Raw genomic sequence first — 18,550 nt, forward strand, 5'->3', positions numbered from 1 at the left:
TGGTCGCCGGGGTGCCCGATGCTTCGCCGGGAGCGCGAGCGCGCTCCTCGCCTGTTCGATCCCCGACATGAGGAGCGGCCATCGTGCGCAAGCACCGGCGTAGCCAAGCCCCCGTCACCGCCGTCGTTCTGACCTTCCTGGCCTTCGGTCTGTCCGGTGCGCCGGCCTCGGCCCAGGCCCAGGCGGCCCCGGCAGCCCAGTCGACGGTTCGGATCAACGAGGTCGAGTCGAGCGACGGCAGTCCGGGTGACTGGGTCGAGATCGTCAACACCGGTTCCGCCGCCGTCGATGTGTCCGGCTGGCTGGTCAAGGACAACGACGACGACCACTCGTACAAGATCGCCAAGAAGACGACGCTGGGCGCCGGCGCCTTCCTGGCGCTGGACGTGGACCCGTCGTTCGGCCTGGGCAGCGAGGACTCGGCGCGGCTGTACAACGGCTCGACGCTGGTGGACTCGTACAGTTGGGACGACCACGCCGACACCACGTACGGCCGCTGCCCTGACGGCACCGGGGCGTTCACCACCACGACCGCCCCGACCAAGGGCAAGGCGAACGCCTGCGGTACGAGCGGCGGGGGCGGCGGCCAGCCGACCCACGGGTCCTGGCCGGGCGGCTCGGCCGTCACCGACGCCGACGGCTCGAACGTGTTCGGGGAGAACCTCAGCGGTCTGTCCTTCGAGAGCGCGGGCGTCCTGTGGGCGGTGAACAACGGCCCGGGGAAGCTCTACCGGCTCGTGCCCAACGGCGCGACCTGGCGCCCCGACACGACCGCCGGCTGGTCCAAGGGCAAGGCCCTGCACTACCCGGGCGGCAGCGGCGATCCCGACGCGGAGGCCGTGGTCAGCACCCCTGACGGGCTGTTCGTCGCCACCGAACGCGACAACGACAAGGACTCCACCAGCAAGCCCGAGATCCTGCGCTTCGACGGCTCCGCCACCTCGTCCTCGCTGAACGCGACCGCGGAGTGGAACCTCACGTCGGACCTGCCGTCCCTGCCCGAGAACGGCGGGTTCGAGGGCCTGTCATGGATCCCCGACTCGTTCCTGACCGCGCACGGCTTCCGTGACGCGCACATGGGCGCGGCCTACAACCCGGCGTCCTACCCGGGCCACGGCAGCGGCCTGTTCTTCGGCGGAGTCGAGGACAACAGCACGGTCTACGCGTACGCCCTCAACCAGTCCGGCGGCGGCTTCACCCGGATCGCGGCCTTCGCCAGCGGCCTGCCGGCCGTGATGGAGCTGGAGTTCGAGCCGGCCACCGGGCATCTGTGGGCGGTCTGCGACGACTCGTGCGAGGGCCGGAGTTCCGTGCTCGACATCAACGCCCAGGGCCAGTTCGCCGCGACCGCGGTGTACGACCGCCCCTCGGGGATGTCGAACTACAACAACGAGGGCTTCGCCATCGCCCCCCAGTCGGCCTGCGCCTCCGGCCACAAGCCGGTCATCTGGTCCGACGACGCCAACGACGGAGACCACGCGCTGCGCGCCGGCACCCTGAACTGCACCGCCTGACGCGTCGGTACGGGGGGCGGGGCGGTACGGGGGCGGTACACGGGGGCGGGGCGGCCGGTTTCCGCCCCGCCCCACCGGGCACCGGCATCACATGGACCGTAAAGAGGTGGAAAAGGCCCTGCTCGACGGCCTGAAGGTGGATGACAGCAGGCCCGAGCAACCGGTCCTCCTGGACGAGCACGGACAGACCATCGGCACGTGGCGGGAGAACCACCCCTACGACGAGAAGGTCTCCCGCAAGGACTACGACCGAAGCAAGCGCATCCTGCAGATCGAGATGCTCAAACTCCAGCGCTGGGCGAAGGAGAGCGGCGCGCGCATCGTGGTGGTGTGCGAGGGCCGGGACGCCGCGGGAAAGGGCGGCACCATCCAGCGCTTCACCGAACGGCTGAATCCGCGCGGGGCCCGGGTGGTGGCGCTCGACAAGCCGACCGACCGCGAGTCCGGCCAGTGGTATTTCCAGCGCTACGTGTCCCATCTGCCCGCGCGCGGAGAGATCGTCTTCTTCGACCGCTCCTGGTACAACCGCGCGGGCGTGGAGCGCGTCATGGGGTACTGCAGCCAGGAGCAGTACGAGCTGTTCCTCACGCAGTGCCCCGAGTTCGAGCGGATGCTCGTCGAAGAGGGCATCGTGCTGGTGAAGTTCTGGTTCTCCGTCTCCCGCAGCGAGCAGCGCACCCGCTTCGCCATCCGCCAGGTCGACCCGGTACGCCAGTGGAAGCTCTCCCCCACCGACGTGGCGTCACTGGACCTCTGGGACGCGTACACGACGGCGAAGGTCGACATGTTCCGCGCCACCGACACCGACCGCGCCCCCTGGACCGTGGTCAAGAGCAACGACAAACGCCGGGCCCGCCTCGAAGCCATGCGCAGCCTGCTGTTCCGCATCGACTACGCCAACAAGGACGCCGATGCGGTCGGCGAACCGGACCCCCGCATCATCGGCCCGGCCAACACCCTCCTGGAACCGGGCGAGGAAGACACCAGCCTCTCCCCCACGGTCCTCACGGAACGCACCGAGGGCCCGGGGGACCACCCCGAAGCGCCCGCCTGACCCGCCGGGCGCTCCGAGCGTGCGACCGACCCGACGGAACTTCCTGGTGCGTAAGGGACATTGATGGCAAGCAGACCTGCTGGGCCGACCGCCCAAGGGAATTCACCACGCGGGCGCGGCGCGGCGGGGACGCTCCGACGGTACGCGGCTGCGCCTCGGCGTACTTGTGTGCGCGTGGTGCGTCATTGCGCCCGCGCGATCGCCTCGTCGGGTCCCGAGCGCGACGACCTGCTGCTCCAGGCGAAGGGCGTCGTGGCGGCGGTGGCGGCCTGGATGCTGGCCAAGTGGCTGCTGCCGCCGGCGGTGACCACGTTCGCGCCGTTCACCGCCCTGCTGATATTGCAGGTCACGCTCTACAAGTCGTTCCGCGACTGCGTGCAGTATCTGACCGCGATGCTCTTCGGCACCGCGCTCGCCGCCGGCCTCGGGGAGACGGTCGGCGTGCACGCGTGGAGCCTCGCCGTCCTGATCCTCTGCGCCCTCGCGATCGGCAAGACGCAGCGGCTGGGCTACCAGGGGACGCAGGTGTCGGTGATCGGCATCTTCGCCTTCTCGGCGGGCCACGGCAGCATCGCGTACATCGGTCATCTGGTGGCGTCCGTGACGCTCGGCGCCGGCTGCGCCATCGTCATGCACCTGGCCATCGCCCCGGCCCGCCGCACCGGCCGCTCCGAGCAGGTCGTCGAGACGCTCTCCGCGCGAGCCCAGCACGTCCTCGTCACCATCGCGACGGCGACCGCTTCTGAGGAGAGCCTCGACGAGGAGGACCTTCAGGACTGGAACGACCAGTGCACGCGCATCTCGGCCGACGCCGCCCTGGCGCAGCATGTCATCGACGAGGAGACCGAGAACTCCCGGCTGAATCCGCGCCGTTCACTGCCCGACGCCCGTCGGCTGCTGACCCGCGCCCCGTCCGCCATCACCGTGGTCGACCGGGCTCTGTGGCACATCCAGTCCATCGTACGGAGCCTGTCGTACGCCGCGCGCACGGGCGACTACGACCTGCTGCCGCGCGAATTCCTCGACGCCTACGGGGACTTGCTACGCAGCTCGGCGGACATCCTGGACACGTTCATGCGGCAGCGGCACGATCCGGCCGACCTCGACGCCGCGCTGCGCGAGGCCGACGGCCAACGCGAGGCCCTGGAGAGCAGCAGCCACCGCCGCGGCTTGGAGTCGCCCGCGCAGAGCGCCTTGCGCGGCTCGCTCGTCACCGACATCGGCCGCCTGCTCCACGAGTTGCGCCGGACGGCGGGGCAGGACATGCCGACGGGGTCCGGCGGAAGGTGATTCCGCCGGACCCCGGTCGGTACTGAAGGGTGCCGTCACTCGGCAGGACAGGACCCTGTTTCCCGTTGCTCAACAACCGCGCAGGGTGCGGTTCTTAGAAGTAGTGTTTACGCCCACCGACCTTGCGTCCCGTCGAGCCAAGGATCCACAGGACCGCGCCGACCACCACAAGGATGCCGCCGACGGTCGTCAGCAGCGAGACACCGACCAGCAGGCCGATTATGAGCAGAATGACGCCAAGGACAATCATTTCAAATCCGATCTTCATATCTCTTCGGTACTCACAGATCCTCATTCCGACGGATCCGCAGCACCCTCTTCCCGCGTGGTCTCCGTGTGCCCCGCTCCCGGGCACCCATGCACGCGGACCCACATCCGTTTTTCGGCGTCTCGGAGGGCCGCCATCAGGGCCTGAACAGCACTGATCCCGGGAGCCAGTGCAAGGAGCGGCTGCCGGGACCGGTGGGTGGGGTTACTTGGGCTTGATCGCGTCCTTGGCCTTTTCCTTGGCCGAGCGCAGGTCGCCCTTCGACTCCTCGGCACGGCCCTCGGCGCGCATGGACTCGTTGCCCACAGCGCCTCCGACGACCTTCTTGACCTTGCCCTTGGCCTGCTCGCCCTTGCCCTGAGCCTTTTCGTCCGCAGCCACAATCACTCACACCCTGTCTTGCTCGAAGATGTTTCATCCAGGCGCCTCACCCCGAATTCCGCTCCTAAACCAGGAAAATTCGGGACCGGAAAGCGCGGGCGGGAATCATGGCGAACGGGACGCGCTCGCACGGGGCCATTCCGAGGGTGAGCGGCTCAGCCGGCCGTGGGGGTCAGCCGGTCGTGGGGGTCAGCCGGCCGCCGGGGTCAGCCGGGCGAGCGTCGTGATGATGCGCTCGGCGATGTCCGGCGGCCAGGGGAAGGCCGCGGCGACCGCACGCTGATGCGCGAGTCCGTGCAGCCCCAGCCACAGCGCGACCGCGTCGCTCGACGGGTCGGTGCTGGCGGACTCGCCGGCGGCGGCGCAGTCGGCGAGGGCGTCGACGAGGATCTTCATGGTTTCGTCGCCGAGCGCGGCCAGATCCGCCTCCGTCAGGGAGCTGTCGCTCAGGTCCGGCATCCAGAGGCCGCCGAACATCGTGCGGTAGCGCTCGGGGCGTAGCTGGGCGAAGTCCAGATACGTGTGGCACACGGCGTACAACCGCTGCCGGGGGTCGGTCCCGGCCTTCGCGACCGCGGCGCGCAGACCGTCCCGCAGCTCGGCGAACTCGCGCTGTACGACGGCGAGCATGATGGCCGGCTGGTCCGGGAAGTGCGGATAGATCGAAGGGGCGGCGATGCCGACCTTGCGGGCGACCGATCGCAGCGTGATGGCGCGTTCGTCGCCGGCCTCGTCGAGGAGTTCCACAGCGGCGGCGATGATGTCGTCGCGCAGCCGGCCGCCCTCGCCGCGGCGGTTGCGCGTACGGGCGGCCCGCTTCGGCGCGGCCTGGGCTGCTGTTCCGCTGGTGTCCATGGCGTCAGCTTACGCCGTGAAGCTTATCGTCGTAGCGCCACGGATGTTCCCGCCGTTCCGGGGAAGGCGTGGTTGCACACGGTCACAAGGACCGATGCCCTGTGTCGGGAGGTGCACCACCGGACGACCCGGGCAGAAGGTGAGGTGTGCGAGATGTTGGAGGCCATGGACAGCCATGACGAGACCGAGAGCCTCGGCGTGACGGACGGTACTGGTGGGACAGATGGTCTCGGCGGCGGCACGGAAAGCCCCGGCGCGACGAGCCGCACGACGACCGGCGTCCCCCGTACGTCCGAAACGCCACCCTCCCCGCAGACGGGTGATCTCCTCGCGGCCCTGACCCGCTCGCGGTCGAGCGTGGCCGAGCTGAAGCGACGCGTGGCCGAACTGGAGCAGGCGCACCTCCAGGTGACGGCCCTCAGCCAGGATCTGACCGAAGAGCTGGAGGAGACCAACCGCGGTGTCGTCGCGCTGTACAGCGAGGAACACCAGTTCGCGGTGACGCTCCAGCGCACCTTCCTCCCCGACTCGCTCCCCGACCTGCCCGGCGTGGAACTGGCCGTCCGCTACCTGCCGGCCGCCTCCCAGTCCGAGATCGGCGGCGACTTCTACGAGGCCGTCGAGACGCCGGACGGACTGCTGCTGGCCGTGGGGGACGTGGCCGGGCACAGCCTCCAGGCGGCGATCGTCATGGGCGAGCTGCGTCACGCACTGCGCGCGTACGCCAGCGAGGGCCATGCGCCGAACGTCCTGCTGTCACTGCTGGACAAGCTGCTGGTGCAGCACCGCCCCGGCTGGACAGCGACGCTCTGCATCGTCCTCGTCGAGCCCGGTGCGGGCCGGATCCACATCGCCAACGCGGGACATCTGCCGCCGCTGCTCATGACGTCGGACGGCGCGGCCCGCTACCTCCACGACCATGGCCCGCTGCTGGGGCTCGGGCTGCCCCACCCGACGCCCACGACCCAGCAGATCTCCCCCGGCGCCCGGCTGCTCATGGTCACCGACGGGCTCATCGAGGTGCCCGGCGACAGCATCGACCGCTCGCTCCAGGAGCTGAGCGAGGCGGTCGTCCAGGGCCCGCAGGACTCGCAGACGCTGTGCGACACCCTCCTGGAGACCTTCGCGGGACGGCAGATCGACGACATCGTCATCTTCACGGCCGTCGTCAAAGCCTGAGCCGGGACCCGCCCGGCCCACCTTTCAAGCACGGGCGTGCACCCCCATGCCCCCGGACACGACGAGGTCGTCACCGGTGATGTACCCGGCGGCGGCCGAGGCGAGGAAGGCCACGGCTTCGGCGACGTCGGCGGGAGCGCCTGCGCGGCCGAGTGGCACGTCGCGGCCCCAGGACTCGACCATCTCCTGCGAGACGCCCATCTTGCCGTAGGCGGGGGTGTTGATCAGTCCCGGGCTGACGGCGTTGACGCGGATGCGGCGGGGCGCGAGTTCGAGCGCGAGGGAGCGCATGAGGGGCAGCAGAGCGCCCTTGGCGGCCGTCATGGCGGCCCCGACCCCTTCGCCGGCGCCCACGGTGAACACGACCGAGGCGCCTTCGTTGAGGAGCGGGAGCGCCTTCTGCACGGTGAAGAAGGCGCCCTTGACGTTGACGTCGAACAGGGCGTCGAAGGCGGCCTCGTCGGTCGACTCGATCGGGCCGGGGCGCGAGATGCCCGCGTTGAGGTGGAGCAGGTCGAGGGAGCCGAATCGGCTGCGTACCTGCTCCATCGCGCGGTCGAGGTCCGGCAGGGACCGGGCGTCGGCCCTGACGACCGTGACGTCGTCCGGAAGTCCGGTACCGGTGCGGCCACTGTCGCCGGTGACGCCAGTGACGCCGGTGACGCCGGTGACCATGACGCGGTAGCCGCGGGAGTGGAGCAGTTCGGCGGTCGCCTTGCCGATGCCGCTGGTTCCGCCGGTGATCAGAGCCGTGAGCGGGGCTGCGGGTGCGGACATGATGCGTTCCTTCGCGTGCTTCAGAGAGACAGGGAGACAGAGAGACGGGGGGATTCCCCGGACGGCGGCGGCGAGCCGCGCTGCGACGACCGCCTTGTGGCAGCGTACGACTACGTGGCAGCGACTGCCAAACTGCGTGTGAGTGCCGCTCTGGCAGTGCTGAGCTAATCTGGGCGCATGACGCAGGAAGCCGAACCGGCGAAGGGCGCACCCGCGAAGGGCGCACCGGCCACGCTGTGGGACCGGACCCGGCAGCTCGCCTCCCGGGAGATCCTCGACACGGCACTGCGGCTGTTCACCGAGCAGGGGTACGACGAGACGACCATCGCCCAGATCGCCCGCGAGGCCGGGGTCTCCCAGCGCACCCTCTTCCGCTACTTCGGCACGAAGGAAGATCTGCTCGGCGGCGACCAGGAGTGGTTCCGGCAGGTCCTGACCGGCACGATCAGCGGACTGCCGGCCGACGTCGGCGTCTGGGCGGCCCTGCGTGCGGGAGTGGCCGCCGTACTGGCCCTGCACAACAGCCGCGAAGAGGCCCTGGAACGGTTCCGCCTCCTGCACAACACCGCCTCGCTGCGCGCCGGTTGGCTCGAAAAGCGGCTGCGGTTCCAGGAAGAGCTGCTGCCGCTCGTCGAGGCGCGCATGGACACCGCTACCGGCGGTACGAGCGCCGGCGGTACGGGCGCGACGGCGCGCGCGGTGATCGGGACCGCGTTCGCCTGCCTGGACGCGGCGTCGGTGACCTGGGTCGACCGCGACGGCAGGGGCGACATGATGGAGCTGTACGACGAGTGCGTCGCCGCGGTGCGCGGCTGACCGGTCGGCTGACGCGCCGCGCTAGGGCCTGTCTGACACATAGCGCCGTCCGCCCGCAGGGCGGGGCTTGCGGCGTCTGGTGCGTGCGATCGCAAGGCGGAGGTTCGTCCTCGTACTGGACATACGCCGACGAGCCCGCCGAGCCCGGCAACGCGGCGAGCGTGCGTGCCAGGCGTCGCAAGCCAGGCGGGATGTGTCAGACAGGCCCTGGGCGCGGTCCGGCAGGACCGGGTGGTCCGTCGGGTACAGGCCCGCCACGAAGCCGACGGCGACATCGACGCGGCACGAGCCCTGGTGGCCGGCGCGAAGGACGCGGAACTCTTCCTCTACCCGGGCGACAAGCACCTCTTCGCCGACGAGTCACTGGACTCGTACACCCCGGAACCCGCCGCCCTGCTGGAGGAACGGATCCACACATTCCTCGCGGCGACCGACCGGTAAGGCGGGTTTGCGGGGTCGCGGGGCAACTCGTGGTGGCGGCCGGGGCTCCGTGGCTTCGAACGGCCCTAGGCTACCGTCGTAGGATCACTGCCTGTGCCCGGCCCCCGCATGGATCGAGAAGCCCTTGACAGACAAGCCCGCGGTTGTCGCGGCCCACGGCGACGTCGACATCGACAGCCTCGGCCCTCTGGAGGACGAGCTGGGGAGCGCCGCCGCTTCGCATCGGACGGTCATCCTGGATGCCAGTGACGTCACGTTCTGCGACTCCAGCTTCCTGAATCTGCTGCTGCACATCCACCGGACGACCACCCTGCGGATCGCCGCTCCCTCCGAGCCGGTGCGGCGACTCCTCGAAGTGACCGGTGTGGACCGCGTGATGCATCTGCACCCCTCCACGGACGCGGCACGCGCGGCGACCGCGGGCACCGGTCTTCCCCTAACGCGGTGACACCGGACCCGCGGCCGATCGGTACGAACGGCTATATCAGGGCGGACGACGGCCGGGAGGGTCCGGCGCCGTCACACGCCTGACCGTCCCGGCCGCCGGCCGTCATCACACCGCCACCGTGGCTCAGGCGTTCATGAACTGCCCCGGCTCGAGGGCCCGGTCGGCGATCCGTACGTCCCCGATCGTGCCGTGGAAGACCTGGCTGACGGCGCCCGCCCACTGGTAACCGCCCAGCAGGAACGGCATGTTGAGGGTGGCGAGACCGACGGCGGGACTGGTCGGGTTGCGCCCTTCCTCGCAGCCGTTGACGTACAGCTTGCTGATCCGGCCGTCGTTGACGACGGCGACATGCCACCACTCGTCCTGCTGGAGCAGATGGCTCCAACCGGTGGTGGCACCCGTCTGGTTGAGCGGATAGGCGTTCCACTGGAGTTCGACGGAAGAGGACAGGCTGATGGTGAGGACGGGCTCCTCGGCCGTCGCCGACGGGCCGTTCTTCCCCGCCTCGGCCGCCGTGCCCCAGCGGCTGAGCATCGACGCCCAGCCGTTGCGGTTCGGGTCCCAGTCGGCCGGCACCTTGAAGAACAGCTCGAAGGTGAAACCGTGCCGGAAGGTCTCGCGGTTGATCGGGGCGCGGTCCAGCGTCTGGAGATACGCGCCGCTGACCGGGTTGCCCTGTCCCGCGAAGACCAGGGCGCCGTGTCCCGGCTGGTCGGGGTGGTGGTCGTCGGTCCAGGTCAGACTGTGCGCGGGGGTACCGGGGACAGTACGCGGCACGAGGTCGTTGCCGTGTCCCGTCAGATCCTTGATCGTCGTGTCGCCCGCGACGTCGCTGCCCGCGGCGGCGCCCTCGTCGAACCGCCAGTAGGCGAGCGTGCCGGGCACCAGCATCCGCCGGGCCGGGCGCGGCGCGCGCGGCGGTACGGGCGCGAAGCCGGCGAAGCGCTCGTCGAAGTCGATCGCCATGGAGAAGTGGTCGACGGCGGAGGTCAGTTCGATCTCCTGCGCGGCGAGGGCGTTCAGCTCGTCCTTCGCCGCCAGCTCCCGTATCCACGGCGAGAACGTGGCGATGTCGATCACACCGCGGTTGAGGTCGAAGCGGTAGGAGCGGATCATCCCGGCGCCGCCGTAGTACCGGTCCTGGTAGTTGGTGATGTGCAGATGCACGTCGTGGCCCGCGCTGTTCTTCAGCACGGTGTTCCCGGGCGGCCAGTAGTGCCCGTTGAGGGTGAGGAAGATCTGGTCGTTGTCCTTGATGAGCTTGTCCCACATCTGGTGCCCGTACTCGGACAGCGAGGCGTTGCCCTCCCCGTCGGAGTCGACGATCTCGTGCGTGGTCACGATGACCGGCAGCGTGGGGTTGTCGGCGATGACCTTGTTGGCCCAGGCGAAGCCCTTCTCCGAGAGCCGCCAGTCGAGGGAGAGGAGCATCCAGGACCGGCCGCCGGCCCGGAAGATGTGGCTGGTGTTGTAGCCGTCGGGGCTGGAGGAGTGGTAGCCGGGCGTCTTCCGCGCCCGCGCGGGGCTGAAGGTGTCGAGGTACGGGGTGGCGCCGCGCTGGTCGTCCGCGCCGACGTCGTGGTTGCCCGCCAGCACCCCGTACGAGGCGCCCGCACGGTCGAGCATGTCGAAGACCTTCGTCGCCGCTGAGTACTCCTCGGCGAGACCGTTGTTGGTCACATCGCCGAGGTGGGCGAGGAAGACGATGTTCTCGTCGTCGCCGCCGGCCCGGCTCTCGGGGTCGAGGACATAGCGGAAGGACGCCTCGACCGGGACCGGATGGATGCGGTCCTGGTCGAACATGTACTGGGTGTCGGGCATCACGACGACGGTGAAGCGCGCGTTCTCCGGGTCCGGACGCCACTTGCCGCGCGGCACGTGGGTCATCGTCGTCAGGCCGTACGGGTCCTCGTCGGACCGGCCACCGGCGGCGAACGCCGGTGCGGCGCCCAGCAGTCCGGCCGCCGCGGCGCCCGCCCCCACCGCGCCGGCGCCCCGCAGGAAGGTGCGCCGGCTCGAAGCGGCGCTGCTGTCCCCGTCGAGATCGGCCGTGCGGGGGCACCCGCAGGTGTCCGCGTGGTTGTCGACCGGTCTGGGTTTGCCGTCGCTGCCGACCGCAGGAGAGCCGTCCATGATTTCCGCTCCGCACGTTGAGATTTGGGGGATTCGAACGGCGTTACGGTACGGATCATGTCGGAACGGCGACATTGCCCATCGGCTGCCGACTGCCGAACACTCCCCCAACACCACAGCGGTCGGGGCGCCGGCCGGGTGCGGCGGGTCCGGGGCGGCCACCCGTGGTGACCGCCCCGGACCCCGTCCAAGGGTCAGGAGCCCTCGGCGGCCAGCTCCGTGCGGATTTCGCGGGCCGCCGCGACCAGGTTCTCCAGCGAGGCCCGGGTCTCGGGCCAGCCGCGGGTCTTCAGACCGCAGTCGGGGTTGACCCAGAGCCGGTCGGCCGGGATGCCCTCAAGTCCCTTGCGCAGCAGGGCCGCTGCCTCTTCGGCGCTCGGCACGCGCGGTGAGTGGATGTCGTACACGCCGGGGCCCGCCTCGCGCGGGTAGCCGTGCGCGGCGAGTTCGCCCGCGACCTGCATGTGCGAGCGGGCGGCTTCCAGGCTGATGACGTCGGCGTCGAGGTCGTCGATGGCCTGCACGATGTCGCCGAACTCGGCGTAGCACATGTGGGTGTGGATCTGGGTGGCCGGGCCGACGCCGCTGGTGGTGAGCCGGAAGGACTCGGTGGCCCAGTCCAGGTACGCGGCGTGGTCGGCCGCGCGCGGCGGCAGCGTTTCCCGCAGGGCCGGTTCGTCGACCTGGATGACCGAAGTACCGGCCGCCTCAAGGTCGTCGACCTCGTCGCGCAGGGCGAGGGCGACCTGGCGCGCGGTGTCGCCGAGCGGCTGGTCGTCGCGGACGAAGGACCAGGCCAGCATGGTGACGGGCCCGGTGAGCATGCCCTTGACCGGGCGGTCGGTGAGGGACTGCGCGTACGTCGTCCAGCGCACTGTCATCGGCTCGGGCCGTGAGATGTCGCCGGCCAGCACCGGCGGCCGGACGTACCGGGTGCCGTACGACTGCACCCAGCCGTGCCGCGTGGCCAGATAGCCGGTGAGCTGCTCGGCGAAGTACTGGACCATGTCGTTGCGTTCGGGCTCGCCGTGCACCAGGACGTCGAGCCCGGCCTTCTCCTGGAAGGACAGGACGTCCCTGATCTCGTCCTTGATGCGCTCCTCGTACCCGGCGGTGTCGATCCGGCCGGTCCGCAAGTCGGCCCGCGCGGTGCGCAATTCGCTGGTCTGCGGGAACGAGCCGATGGTCGTGGTCGGCAGCAGCGGGAGCCCGAGGTGCGCGCGCTGGGTGAGGGTCCGCTCGGGGTACGGCTGCGAGCGCCGCCCGTCGGCGTCGGTGATGGCAGCGGTACGGGCCCGCACGGCGGGGTCGCTGGTCAGTGCGGACCCGGCACGCGAGGCCAGATCGGCGCGGTTGGAGGCGAGTTCGGCCGCGATGGTGTCAGTGCCCTGCGCGAGGGCGCGCGCCAGGACGGCGATCTCCTGGGTCTTCTGCCGGGCGAACGCGAGCCAGCGGACGATCTGCGGATCGATGTCGCGTTCGGCGTCGGCGTCCAGCGGTACGTGCAGGAGCGAGCAGGACGACGAGACGTCGACCCGGTCGGCGAGACCGAGGAGCGTGCCGAGTGTGGCCAGCGACTTCTCGTAGTCGTTGATCCAGATGTTGCGGCCGTTGACGACGCCGGCGACCAGCCGCTTGCCGGGCAGTCCGCCGGCGGCTGCGAGGTCATCGAGGTTGGCGGCGCCCGACTCGGTGAAGTCGAGGGCGAGTCCTTCGACCGGCGCCTTGGCCAGGACCGGCAGCGCCTCGCCGAGCCGTCCGAAGTACGAGGCGACGAGCAGCTTCGGCCGGTCGGTCGCGGCTCCCAGGTCGCGGTAGGCGCGGGCGGCGGCGGCCAGCTCGGCGGGGGTGCGGTCCTGGACCAGCGCGGGCTCGTCGAGCTGCACCCACTCGGCGCCGGCCGCCCGCAGATCGGCCAGCACCTCGGCGTACACCGGCAGCAGCCGGTCCAGCAGGGTCAGCGGCTCGAAGTCGGCGGCGACGCCGGGCGCGGGCTTGGCGAGCAGCAGGTACGTGAGAGGGCCTACGAGGACCGGGCGTGCGGTGTGACCGAGCGCGACGGCCTCCGCCAGCTCGGTGACCTGCTTGCCGGAGTCGGCCGTGAAGACGGTGTCCGGGCCCAGCTCGGGCACGAGGTAGTGGTAGTTCGTGTCGAACCACTTGGTCATTTCTAGCGGGGCGATGTCCTGGTTGCCCCGGGCCATCGCGAAGTACCCGTCGAGCGCGTCGGCTTCGACCGCCGCGCGGTGCCGCTCGGGGACAGCGCCGACCATGACGCTGGTGTCCAGAACATGGTCGTAGTACGAGAAGTCACCGGACGGCACCTCGTGGATACCGGCCTCGGCCAACTGCTGCCAGTTCGAACGGCGCAGACCTGCCGCGGTCTCCCGGAGGGCGTCGGCGCTGACGCGGCCCTTCCAGTACCCCTCGACTGCCTTCTTCAGTTCACGGTTGCGACCCTGGCGGGGGTAGCCGTGGACGGTGGCGCGTGCTGCCGCGGCTGCGGGCTTCGCTGTCACGGAACTCTCCTTCGCGAGATGTGTCCTGGTGTCCCGGGGACGGGACCGCGGACGCGAAGGGACGGACCGACCGGGCGGCCCGCGAGGCTGCGCCGCCGCGAGTACCGCTCGATGTGTACGCCGACCCGCCCACGAGGTCACCGGGATGTCCGCGCGCGATCGGTCGCGCACGGGCGACGGGCAGGTCTTCGGACTCGCGGGCTCGTCTCGTGAAGGTCACGGGACACCTAATGGCCGTCGCTTCCCAGACCCGGCCGGGTCCAGTGCGTATGACGGCGGTCGTTCCCACTCACCGCTGCGGGGCAGTCCCGGATTCTCACCGGGTTCCCTCTTACGAAGCCCTCTCTGGCGGACAGGGCCAACCAGTCGCACGACCAGCCTAGAGGGAAGAACGGCCCGCGCGCACCCTTGCCCGTGATCCGGGCCGGGGTCGGGCACGCTCGGGTGGCCTGGTCCGTGTCCTCGGCCGTGCCCTAGTCCATGGCCTGGTCCGTCACCGGGGCCCCGTCCGGGGCCCTGTCCGGTGCCCCGTCCGGGGCCAGGACGCGGGTGAGCCAGTCGGTACGGGTCCGGCGGGCCGTGGCCGAGAGGTCGGCCTGCGGGTACAGCGCGTCGAATCCGTGGAAGCCACCCGCCCAGACATGCAGTTCGGCCTGACCCCCTGCCGCCCAGATCCCGGCGGCGTAGGCGGCGTCCTCGTCGCGGAAGACCTCGGCGGAGCCGGTGTCGATATAGGTGGTCGGCAGCCCCGAGAGGTCGTCCGCCAGGGCGGGTGAGACGTACGGGGAGACGTCAGCGCCGGTGAGATCGCCGAGGACGCAGCGCCAGCCGAACGCGTTCATCTCGCCGGTCCAGACGCCGGGGACACCGGAGTACTGGCGGCTGGAGACGGAGGTGTTGCGGTGGTCGAGCATGGGACCGATCAGGGCCTGGCCGGCGAGGGCCGGGGTGCCGAGGTCGCGCGCCAGCAGGGCGACACCTGCGGCGAGGCCGCCGCCGGCGCTGGCCCCCGCGACGACGATCCTGGCGGGGTCGACGCCCAGTTCGGCGGCGTGCCCGACGGTCCAGAGCAGCCCTTCGTAGCAGTCGTCGACCAGCGTCGTCCCGGTGGCCTCGGGTGCGAGCCGGTAGTCGACGGAAACCACGACGGCGCCGAGCGCGTCGAGCCACTCCAGCGGGATGTCGATCTGCGAGAAGCGGTCCCCCATGACCATCCCGCCGCCGTGCATCCAGTAGACACAGGGCGCGGCGGAGGGGTGATCACCACTCGCGGGGCTGAAGACCGAGAGCCGGATCGGGGTGCCGTCCTTGGCGGGCACGGTGACCTCCCGCCGGTCGACCTGCCGGTCGGCAAGGAGGGGTTCGACGGGCGCCGAGGAGAAGGGGCGTACCTGCGCGAGTATCTCCGGACTCAGCTCGGACATGAGGGGCATGTCGGCCAGCAGGCGACGCAGTTCGGGGTCCAGCTCAGGGCGTGCGGTGGTCATGGCGGGGCCTTTCGTAGGGCACGGGGGGGGAGGGCACAGGGCGCGGGCGGTGGCTACGGGTCAGAACGCGGCCTTGCCGCGCACCGGGACGTAGTCCGTGTAGGCGGACTCCTCGGCCAGCAGCCCGCCGATCCGCGCCACGATGGCCTGCGCGGCCTCACCGGAGAAGACCCGGTGGTGGTCCTCCTCGCTGGTCCAGCCCTCCGTGACATGGACGACGTCCGGGTCGGAGGCGGAGCGGGAGACGAGATAGACGACGCAGTACTCGCTGGCGCCGGGGCTGCCTTCGTCCAGACCGGTCAGCAGCAGGTCGACCAACTGGCCACCCGCTCCGGGCTTGGCGGTCAGGGTGGCGTTGAAACCGTACGTGGCATTCATGGTGGTCTTCTTCCGCGTTGTTGGAATGTGTAATTCCATTGAACGCGCTTGACCTGCGGAAACGTTAGACAGATGCTGGCGGGTATTTGCACGATCCTCTCGGATGTGAGACCCGTTGCTCGTGACGGCTCTTGCCGCCCGAGGACAGAGAAGGGCCACCACGCATGACCGAAAGCGAGCCGGCCGCCGCCCGTGTCCCCTGTCTCGTCTGCGGCAATCTGACACTGGCCGAGCGGGGCTTCTACGAGATCTGCCCGGTGTGCGGCTGGGAGGACGACGGCTCGGACCACAGCGATCCGGACCGGTACATCGGCGGCCCCAACCACGTCACGCTGCGCGAAGCCAGACAGAACTACGCGGCGTTCGGGGCGTCTGAGCAGCGCCGGGCGGGCCGGGTGCGGCGGCCGCTCCCCGAGGAAGTGCCCGGCGGGTGACGCGGCGGGTGACGGCGGAAGGGGGCCTTCCGCCCGCCGTCGTCACACCCGGGACTCCTCGTCGTAGAACGCCCGCGACAGCCGTACCCGCACCCGCCGGGCGAGGCCGGTTCTGCGGGTGACGCCGTTGCTGTCCGTCGCGGGGCCGAGCCGTAGCGGCTGCGGCTGTTCGCCCTGGGTCAGGGTGAACAGCTCGGCCGGCGAGAGCTGTTCGTGCACCTCGACGAACTCGCCGTGCGGCAGCCGCTTGACGATGCCGGTCTCCCTGCCGTTCAGCACCTTCTCCCGGTCGCGCTGCCGCAGCCCCAGGCAGACGCGTCTGGTGACGATGAAGACGATCACCGGCATCACGAAGAACGCCACCCGCACCGTCCAGGTGATGGTGTTGATGGAGAGATGGAAGTGGGTCGCCCACAGGTCGTTCCCGCCGCCGACGAGCAGGACGAGGTACTCGCTGATCCACGCGGCGCCGATGGCCGTACGGACCGGCCGGTTGCGCGGCCGGTCCAGCAGATGGTGTTCGCGGCGGTCGCCGGTTGTCCATGCCTCGACGAACGGATAGGCGCCGATGAACACCAGCATCAGCGGGAAGATCATCAGGGGCACGAACACACCGAGGACGAGTGTGTGTCCCCACGCGTTGATCTCCCAGCCCGGCATAATGCGGATCAGCCCCTCGGAGAAGCCGAGGTACCAGTCGGGCTGCGCACCGGTCGACACCTGGTCGGGGCGGTAAGGGCCGTACGACCAGACGGGGTTGATCGCCGCGACCGCCGCGATCACCGCGATCGTCCCGAAGACCAGGAAGAAGAAGCCGCCTGCCTTCGCCATGTACACCGGCATCAGCGGCGCTCCCACGACGTTCGTCTCCGTCCGTCCGGGGCCCGGGAATTGGGTGTGCTTGTGGTGGACGACGAGGATCAGATGGACGACGACGAGCGCGGCGATGATTCCCGGGAAGAGCAGCACATGCACGGAGTAGAAGCGCGACACGATGTCGTGTCCCGGGAACTCCCCGCCGAACAGGAACATCGACAGGTACGTGCCCACGACGGGCGTGGAGAGGACGGCGCCGTCCACGAACCGCATCCCCGTACCGGACAGCAGGTCGTCCGGCAGCGAGTAGCCGGTCAGCCCCTCGAAGAGCCCGATCACCAGCATCAGCCAGCCGAACAGCCAGTTGATCTCGCGGGGCTTGCGGAACGAGCCGGTGAAGAAGTGCCGCATCATGTGCACGAGCAGTGCGGCGAGGAAGACCAGGGCGGCCCAGTGGTGGATCTGCCGGATCAGCAGTCCGCCGCGCACGTCGAAGCTGATGTCCAGGGTGGAGGCGTACGCCTCCGACATCCTGATGCCGTTCAGCGGGGCGTAACTGCCGTGGTAGACCACCTCGTTCATCGACGGGTGGAAGAAGAGCGTCAGATAGACGCCCGTGAGGACGAGGATGATGAAGCTGTAGAGGCAGATCTCGCCCAGCATGAAGGACCAGTGGTCCGGGAAGACCTTGCGCAGATACGCCCTGCCCAGGCCGTAGACGCCGAGCCGGCCGTCCGCCCAGTCGGCCATGCGCTCACCCGCGGGTGCCTGTCGTGTCGTACTCATCCGTGTCCCCCAGAAACGGCCAGGATGGACAGTTCCGTCCGGACACATGACGGCGCGGGGGGTGCGGTTGTGACATCGGCGGGGTCCGATGTGGCGCAGGACACAGGGCCGTTGGCCGCGACGTACGGTGCGGTCCCAGCGACGTACGGTGCGGTCCCAGCGACGTACGGTGCGGTCCCAGCAGAGGGTCAGCCCGGAGTCACACCTTCCGTACGGAGACCCCTGCCGCGGTCAGCCCGTCGGTCTCGTCCTGCGGGGCGGACCGCTCGGTCACCACGGCGTGCAGCGCGGCGGCCGGGGCGACGAACGCCAGGGCCGTACGGGAGAGTTTGACGGCCTCGGCGACGGCGATGACCCGGCGGGCCGAGGTGATCGCGGCGCGTTTGATCGTCGCGTCGGCGAGATCGTACGCGGTCAGGCCGTCGGCGACGGTCAGGCCGCAGCAGCCGATGACGGCGGTGTCGAAGCGCAGGGCGGCGAGCGACGCCTCGGCCAGCGGTCCGGTCAGGGCCAGTTCACCGGGGCGCGGCTGACCGCCGGGCAGCAGCAGCGTCAACTGCGCACCGCCGGTGAGTTCGTTGGCCGCGTGCAGCGACAACGGCATGACGGTCAGCCGTCGGTGCTGAAGCGCGCGGGCCACTTCCAGGCAGGTGGTGCCGCTGTCGACGACGACCGACTCGCCGTCCGCGATCATCGAGGCGACCTCGGCGGCGATGAGCTGTTTGGCCTCAAGGCCTTCCTGGGTCCTGAGCGCGAAGGGCGGTTCCTCACCGCGCAGCAGCAGGCTTCGCGCTCCGCCGCGGTAGCGCTCCAGTACCCCTTGGTCGGCCAGCACCTCCAGATCGCGCCGGACGGTCATCTCCGAGGCGCCGGTGAGTTCAGCCAGCTCTGCGACACTGCGTCGGCCGGTCTCGCGCACCGCGTCGCTGATCTGCCTCAGTCGGTCTGTGCTCATACCCGGCATTGAACATCAG

The 18,550-nt window shown here is 70.2% G+C and carries 18 protein-coding genes and 1 riboswitch; of the genes, 8 read left to right on the plus strand and 10 right to left on the minus strand.

All coding sequences use genetic code 11. The features are described from left to right. Positions 1 to 83: 83 nt before the first annotated feature. The 3 genes from ACZ63I_RS16865 to ACZ63I_RS16875 all read left to right on the plus strand — a co-directional run bounded on the left by ACZ63I_RS16865 (position 84) and on the right by ACZ63I_RS16875 (position 3,858). On the plus strand, positions 84 to 1,514 hold the full coding sequence (locus ACZ63I_RS16865; protein ID WP_469339342.1) for a lamin tail domain-containing protein: 1,431 nt from the start codon (positions 84 to 86) through the stop codon (positions 1,512 to 1,514). A 91-nt stretch (positions 1,515 to 1,605) separates the two neighbouring features. After that, a complete protein-coding gene (ppk2, locus tag ACZ63I_RS16870) occupies positions 1,606 to 2,568 on the plus strand; it encodes a polyphosphate kinase 2 (protein ID WP_469339344.1) in 963 nt (320 codons plus the stop codon). A 174-nt stretch (positions 2,569 to 2,742) separates the two neighbouring features. After that, complete coding sequence (locus ACZ63I_RS16875; RefSeq protein ID WP_469339345.1) at positions 2,743 to 3,858, plus strand: FUSC family protein; 1,116 nt, start codon at positions 2,743 to 2,745, stop codon at positions 3,856 to 3,858. Positions 3,859 to 3,952: 94 nt separating this feature from the next. Here the strand turns inward: ACZ63I_RS16875 and ACZ63I_RS16880 are convergent, their stop codons facing one another. From ACZ63I_RS16880 to ACZ63I_RS16890, 3 genes are all read right to left on the minus strand, one after another. Beyond that, entirely contained in the window at positions 3,953 to 4,108 is a 156-nt protein-coding gene (locus ACZ63I_RS16880) for a DUF6131 family protein (protein ID WP_107070236.1), read from the minus strand. Between the two features lie 222 nt (positions 4,109 to 4,330). Further along, the gene (locus ACZ63I_RS16885; RefSeq protein ID WP_078863838.1) at positions 4,331 to 4,507 is read right to left on the minus strand and encodes a CsbD family protein; all 177 of its coding nucleotides are present in this window, start codon (positions 4,505 to 4,507) and stop codon (positions 4,331 to 4,333) included. 189 nt (positions 4,508 to 4,696) lie between these two features. Further along, entirely contained in the window at positions 4,697 to 5,362 is a 666-nt protein-coding gene (locus ACZ63I_RS16890) for a TetR/AcrR family transcriptional regulator (protein ID WP_469339347.1), read from the minus strand. Between the two features lie 153 nt (positions 5,363 to 5,515). Here ACZ63I_RS16890 and ACZ63I_RS16895 point away from each other — a divergent pair, with 153 nt between their 5' ends. Then, positions 5,516 to 6,541 carry a PP2C family protein-serine/threonine phosphatase gene (locus ACZ63I_RS16895; RefSeq protein ID WP_469339349.1) on the plus strand — a complete coding sequence of 342 codons (1,026 nt, stop codon included), beginning with the start codon at positions 5,516 to 5,518 and terminating at the stop codon, positions 6,539 to 6,541. Between the two features lie 24 nt (positions 6,542 to 6,565). Here the strand turns inward: ACZ63I_RS16895 and ACZ63I_RS16900 are convergent, their stop codons facing one another. Next, the gene (locus ACZ63I_RS16900; protein WP_469339350.1) at positions 6,566 to 7,318 is read right to left on the minus strand and encodes an SDR family oxidoreductase; all 753 of its coding nucleotides are present in this window, start codon (positions 7,316 to 7,318) and stop codon (positions 6,566 to 6,568) included. Positions 7,319 to 7,495: 177 nt separating this feature from the next. On the opposite strand from ACZ63I_RS16900, the gene ACZ63I_RS16905 reads away from it, so the two are divergent. The 3 genes from ACZ63I_RS16905 (at position 7,496) to ACZ63I_RS16915 (ending at position 9,023) form a co-directional block, all read left to right on the plus strand. Further along, complete coding sequence (locus ACZ63I_RS16905; protein WP_469339351.1) at positions 7,496 to 8,134, plus strand: TetR/AcrR family transcriptional regulator; 639 nt, start codon at positions 7,496 to 7,498, stop codon at positions 8,132 to 8,134. 165 nt (positions 8,135 to 8,299) lie between these two features. Next, positions 8,300 to 8,575 (plus strand): hypothetical protein, encoded by a 276-nt coding sequence (locus tag ACZ63I_RS16910; protein WP_469339352.1) that lies wholly within the window; start codon positions 8,300 to 8,302, stop codon positions 8,573 to 8,575. 124 nt (positions 8,576 to 8,699) lie between these two features. Further along, positions 8,700 to 9,023: an STAS domain-containing protein gene (locus ACZ63I_RS16915; protein WP_469339354.1), complete on the plus strand. Its 324-nt coding sequence runs from the start codon at positions 8,700 to 8,702 to the stop codon at positions 9,021 to 9,023. Positions 9,024 to 9,146: 123 nt separating this feature from the next. Here ACZ63I_RS16915 and ACZ63I_RS16920 read toward each other — a convergent pair whose 3' ends face one another. From ACZ63I_RS16920 to ACZ63I_RS16935, 4 genes are all read right to left on the minus strand, one after another. After that, positions 9,147 to 11,156 carry a LamG-like jellyroll fold domain-containing protein gene (locus ACZ63I_RS16920; RefSeq protein WP_469339355.1) on the minus strand — a complete coding sequence of 670 codons (2,010 nt, stop codon included), beginning with the start codon at positions 11,154 to 11,156 and terminating at the stop codon, positions 9,147 to 9,149. Between the two features lie 194 nt (positions 11,157 to 11,350). Continuing rightward, positions 11,351 to 13,675 (minus strand): 5-methyltetrahydropteroyltriglutamate--homocysteine S-methyltransferase, encoded by a 2,325-nt coding sequence (gene metE / locus ACZ63I_RS16925; RefSeq protein ID WP_469339357.1) that lies wholly within the window; start codon positions 13,673 to 13,675, stop codon positions 11,351 to 11,353. Positions 13,676 to 13,837: 162 nt separating this feature from the next. Next, positions 13,838 to 14,057, minus strand: a riboswitch (cobalamin riboswitch). A 91-nt stretch (positions 14,058 to 14,148) separates the two neighbouring features. Next, positions 14,149 to 15,162, minus strand: a complete 1,014-nt coding sequence (locus ACZ63I_RS16930) for an alpha/beta hydrolase fold domain-containing protein (protein ID WP_469339358.1) — start codon at positions 15,160 to 15,162, stop codon at positions 14,149 to 14,151. Between the two features lie 60 nt (positions 15,163 to 15,222). Further along, on the minus strand, positions 15,223 to 15,540 hold the full coding sequence (locus tag ACZ63I_RS16935; RefSeq protein ID WP_469339360.1) for a putative quinol monooxygenase: 318 nt from the start codon (positions 15,538 to 15,540) through the stop codon (positions 15,223 to 15,225). 164 nt (positions 15,541 to 15,704) lie between these two features. Between ACZ63I_RS16935 and ACZ63I_RS16940 the strand changes: the two genes are divergently transcribed. Beyond that, the gene (locus tag ACZ63I_RS16940; protein ID WP_469339362.1) at positions 15,705 to 15,974 is read left to right on the plus strand and encodes a CPCC family cysteine-rich protein; all 270 of its coding nucleotides are present in this window, start codon (positions 15,705 to 15,707) and stop codon (positions 15,972 to 15,974) included. 42 nt (positions 15,975 to 16,016) lie between these two features. Here the strand turns inward: ACZ63I_RS16940 and qcrB are convergent, their stop codons facing one another. Beyond that, entirely contained in the window at positions 16,017 to 17,576 is a 1,560-nt protein-coding gene (qcrB, locus tag ACZ63I_RS16945) for a cytochrome bc1 complex cytochrome b subunit (RefSeq protein WP_469339364.1), read from the minus strand. A 199-nt stretch (positions 17,577 to 17,775) separates the two neighbouring features. Continuing rightward, positions 17,776 to 18,531 carry a DeoR/GlpR family DNA-binding transcription regulator gene (locus ACZ63I_RS16950; RefSeq protein WP_469339365.1) on the minus strand — a complete coding sequence of 252 codons (756 nt, stop codon included), beginning with the start codon at positions 18,529 to 18,531 and terminating at the stop codon, positions 17,776 to 17,778. Positions 18,532 to 18,550 lie beyond the last annotated feature (19 nt).

It is taken from the genome of Streptomyces sp. NPDC087906 (assembly GCF_055584925.1).

Excerpts from the sequence above, each read along its gene's own strand:
- ppk2 (WP_469339344.1), top strand. The coding sequence starts at position 1,606 with ATGGACCGTAAAGAGGTGGAAAAGGCCCTGCTCGACGGCCTGAAGGTG.
- ACZ63I_RS16880 (WP_107070236.1), bottom strand. The coding sequence starts at position 4,108 with ATGATTGTCCTTGGCGTCATTCTGCTCATAATCGGCCTGCTGGTCGGT.
- ACZ63I_RS16890 (WP_469339347.1), bottom strand. The coding sequence starts at position 5,362 with ATGGACACCAGCGGAACAGCAGCCCAGGCCGCGCCGAAGCGGGCCGCC.
- ACZ63I_RS16895 (WP_469339349.1), top strand. The coding sequence starts at position 5,516 with ATGTTGGAGGCCATGGACAGCCATGACGAGACCGAGAGCCTCGGCGTG.
- ACZ63I_RS16900 (WP_469339350.1), bottom strand. The coding sequence starts at position 7,318 with ATGTCCGCACCCGCAGCCCCGCTCACGGCTCTGATCACCGGCGGAACC.
- ACZ63I_RS16905 (WP_469339351.1), top strand. The coding sequence starts at position 7,496 with ATGACGCAGGAAGCCGAACCGGCGAAGGGCGCACCCGCGAAGGGCGCA.
- ACZ63I_RS16920 (WP_469339355.1), bottom strand. The coding sequence starts at position 11,156 with ATGGACGGCTCTCCTGCGGTCGGCAGCGACGGCAAACCCAGACCGGTC.
- ACZ63I_RS16930 (WP_469339358.1), bottom strand. The coding sequence starts at position 15,162 with ATGACCACCGCACGCCCTGAGCTGGACCCCGAACTGCGTCGCCTGCTG.
- ACZ63I_RS16935 (WP_469339360.1), bottom strand. The coding sequence starts at position 15,540 with ATGAATGCCACGTACGGTTTCAACGCCACCCTGACCGCCAAGCCCGGA.
- ACZ63I_RS16940 (WP_469339362.1), top strand. The coding sequence starts at position 15,705 with ATGACCGAAAGCGAGCCGGCCGCCGCCCGTGTCCCCTGTCTCGTCTGC.
- qcrB (WP_469339364.1), bottom strand. The coding sequence starts at position 17,576 with ATGAGTACGACACGACAGGCACCCGCGGGTGAGCGCATGGCCGACTGG.
- ACZ63I_RS16950 (WP_469339365.1), bottom strand. The coding sequence starts at position 18,531 with ATGAGCACAGACCGACTGAGGCAGATCAGCGACGCGGTGCGCGAGACC.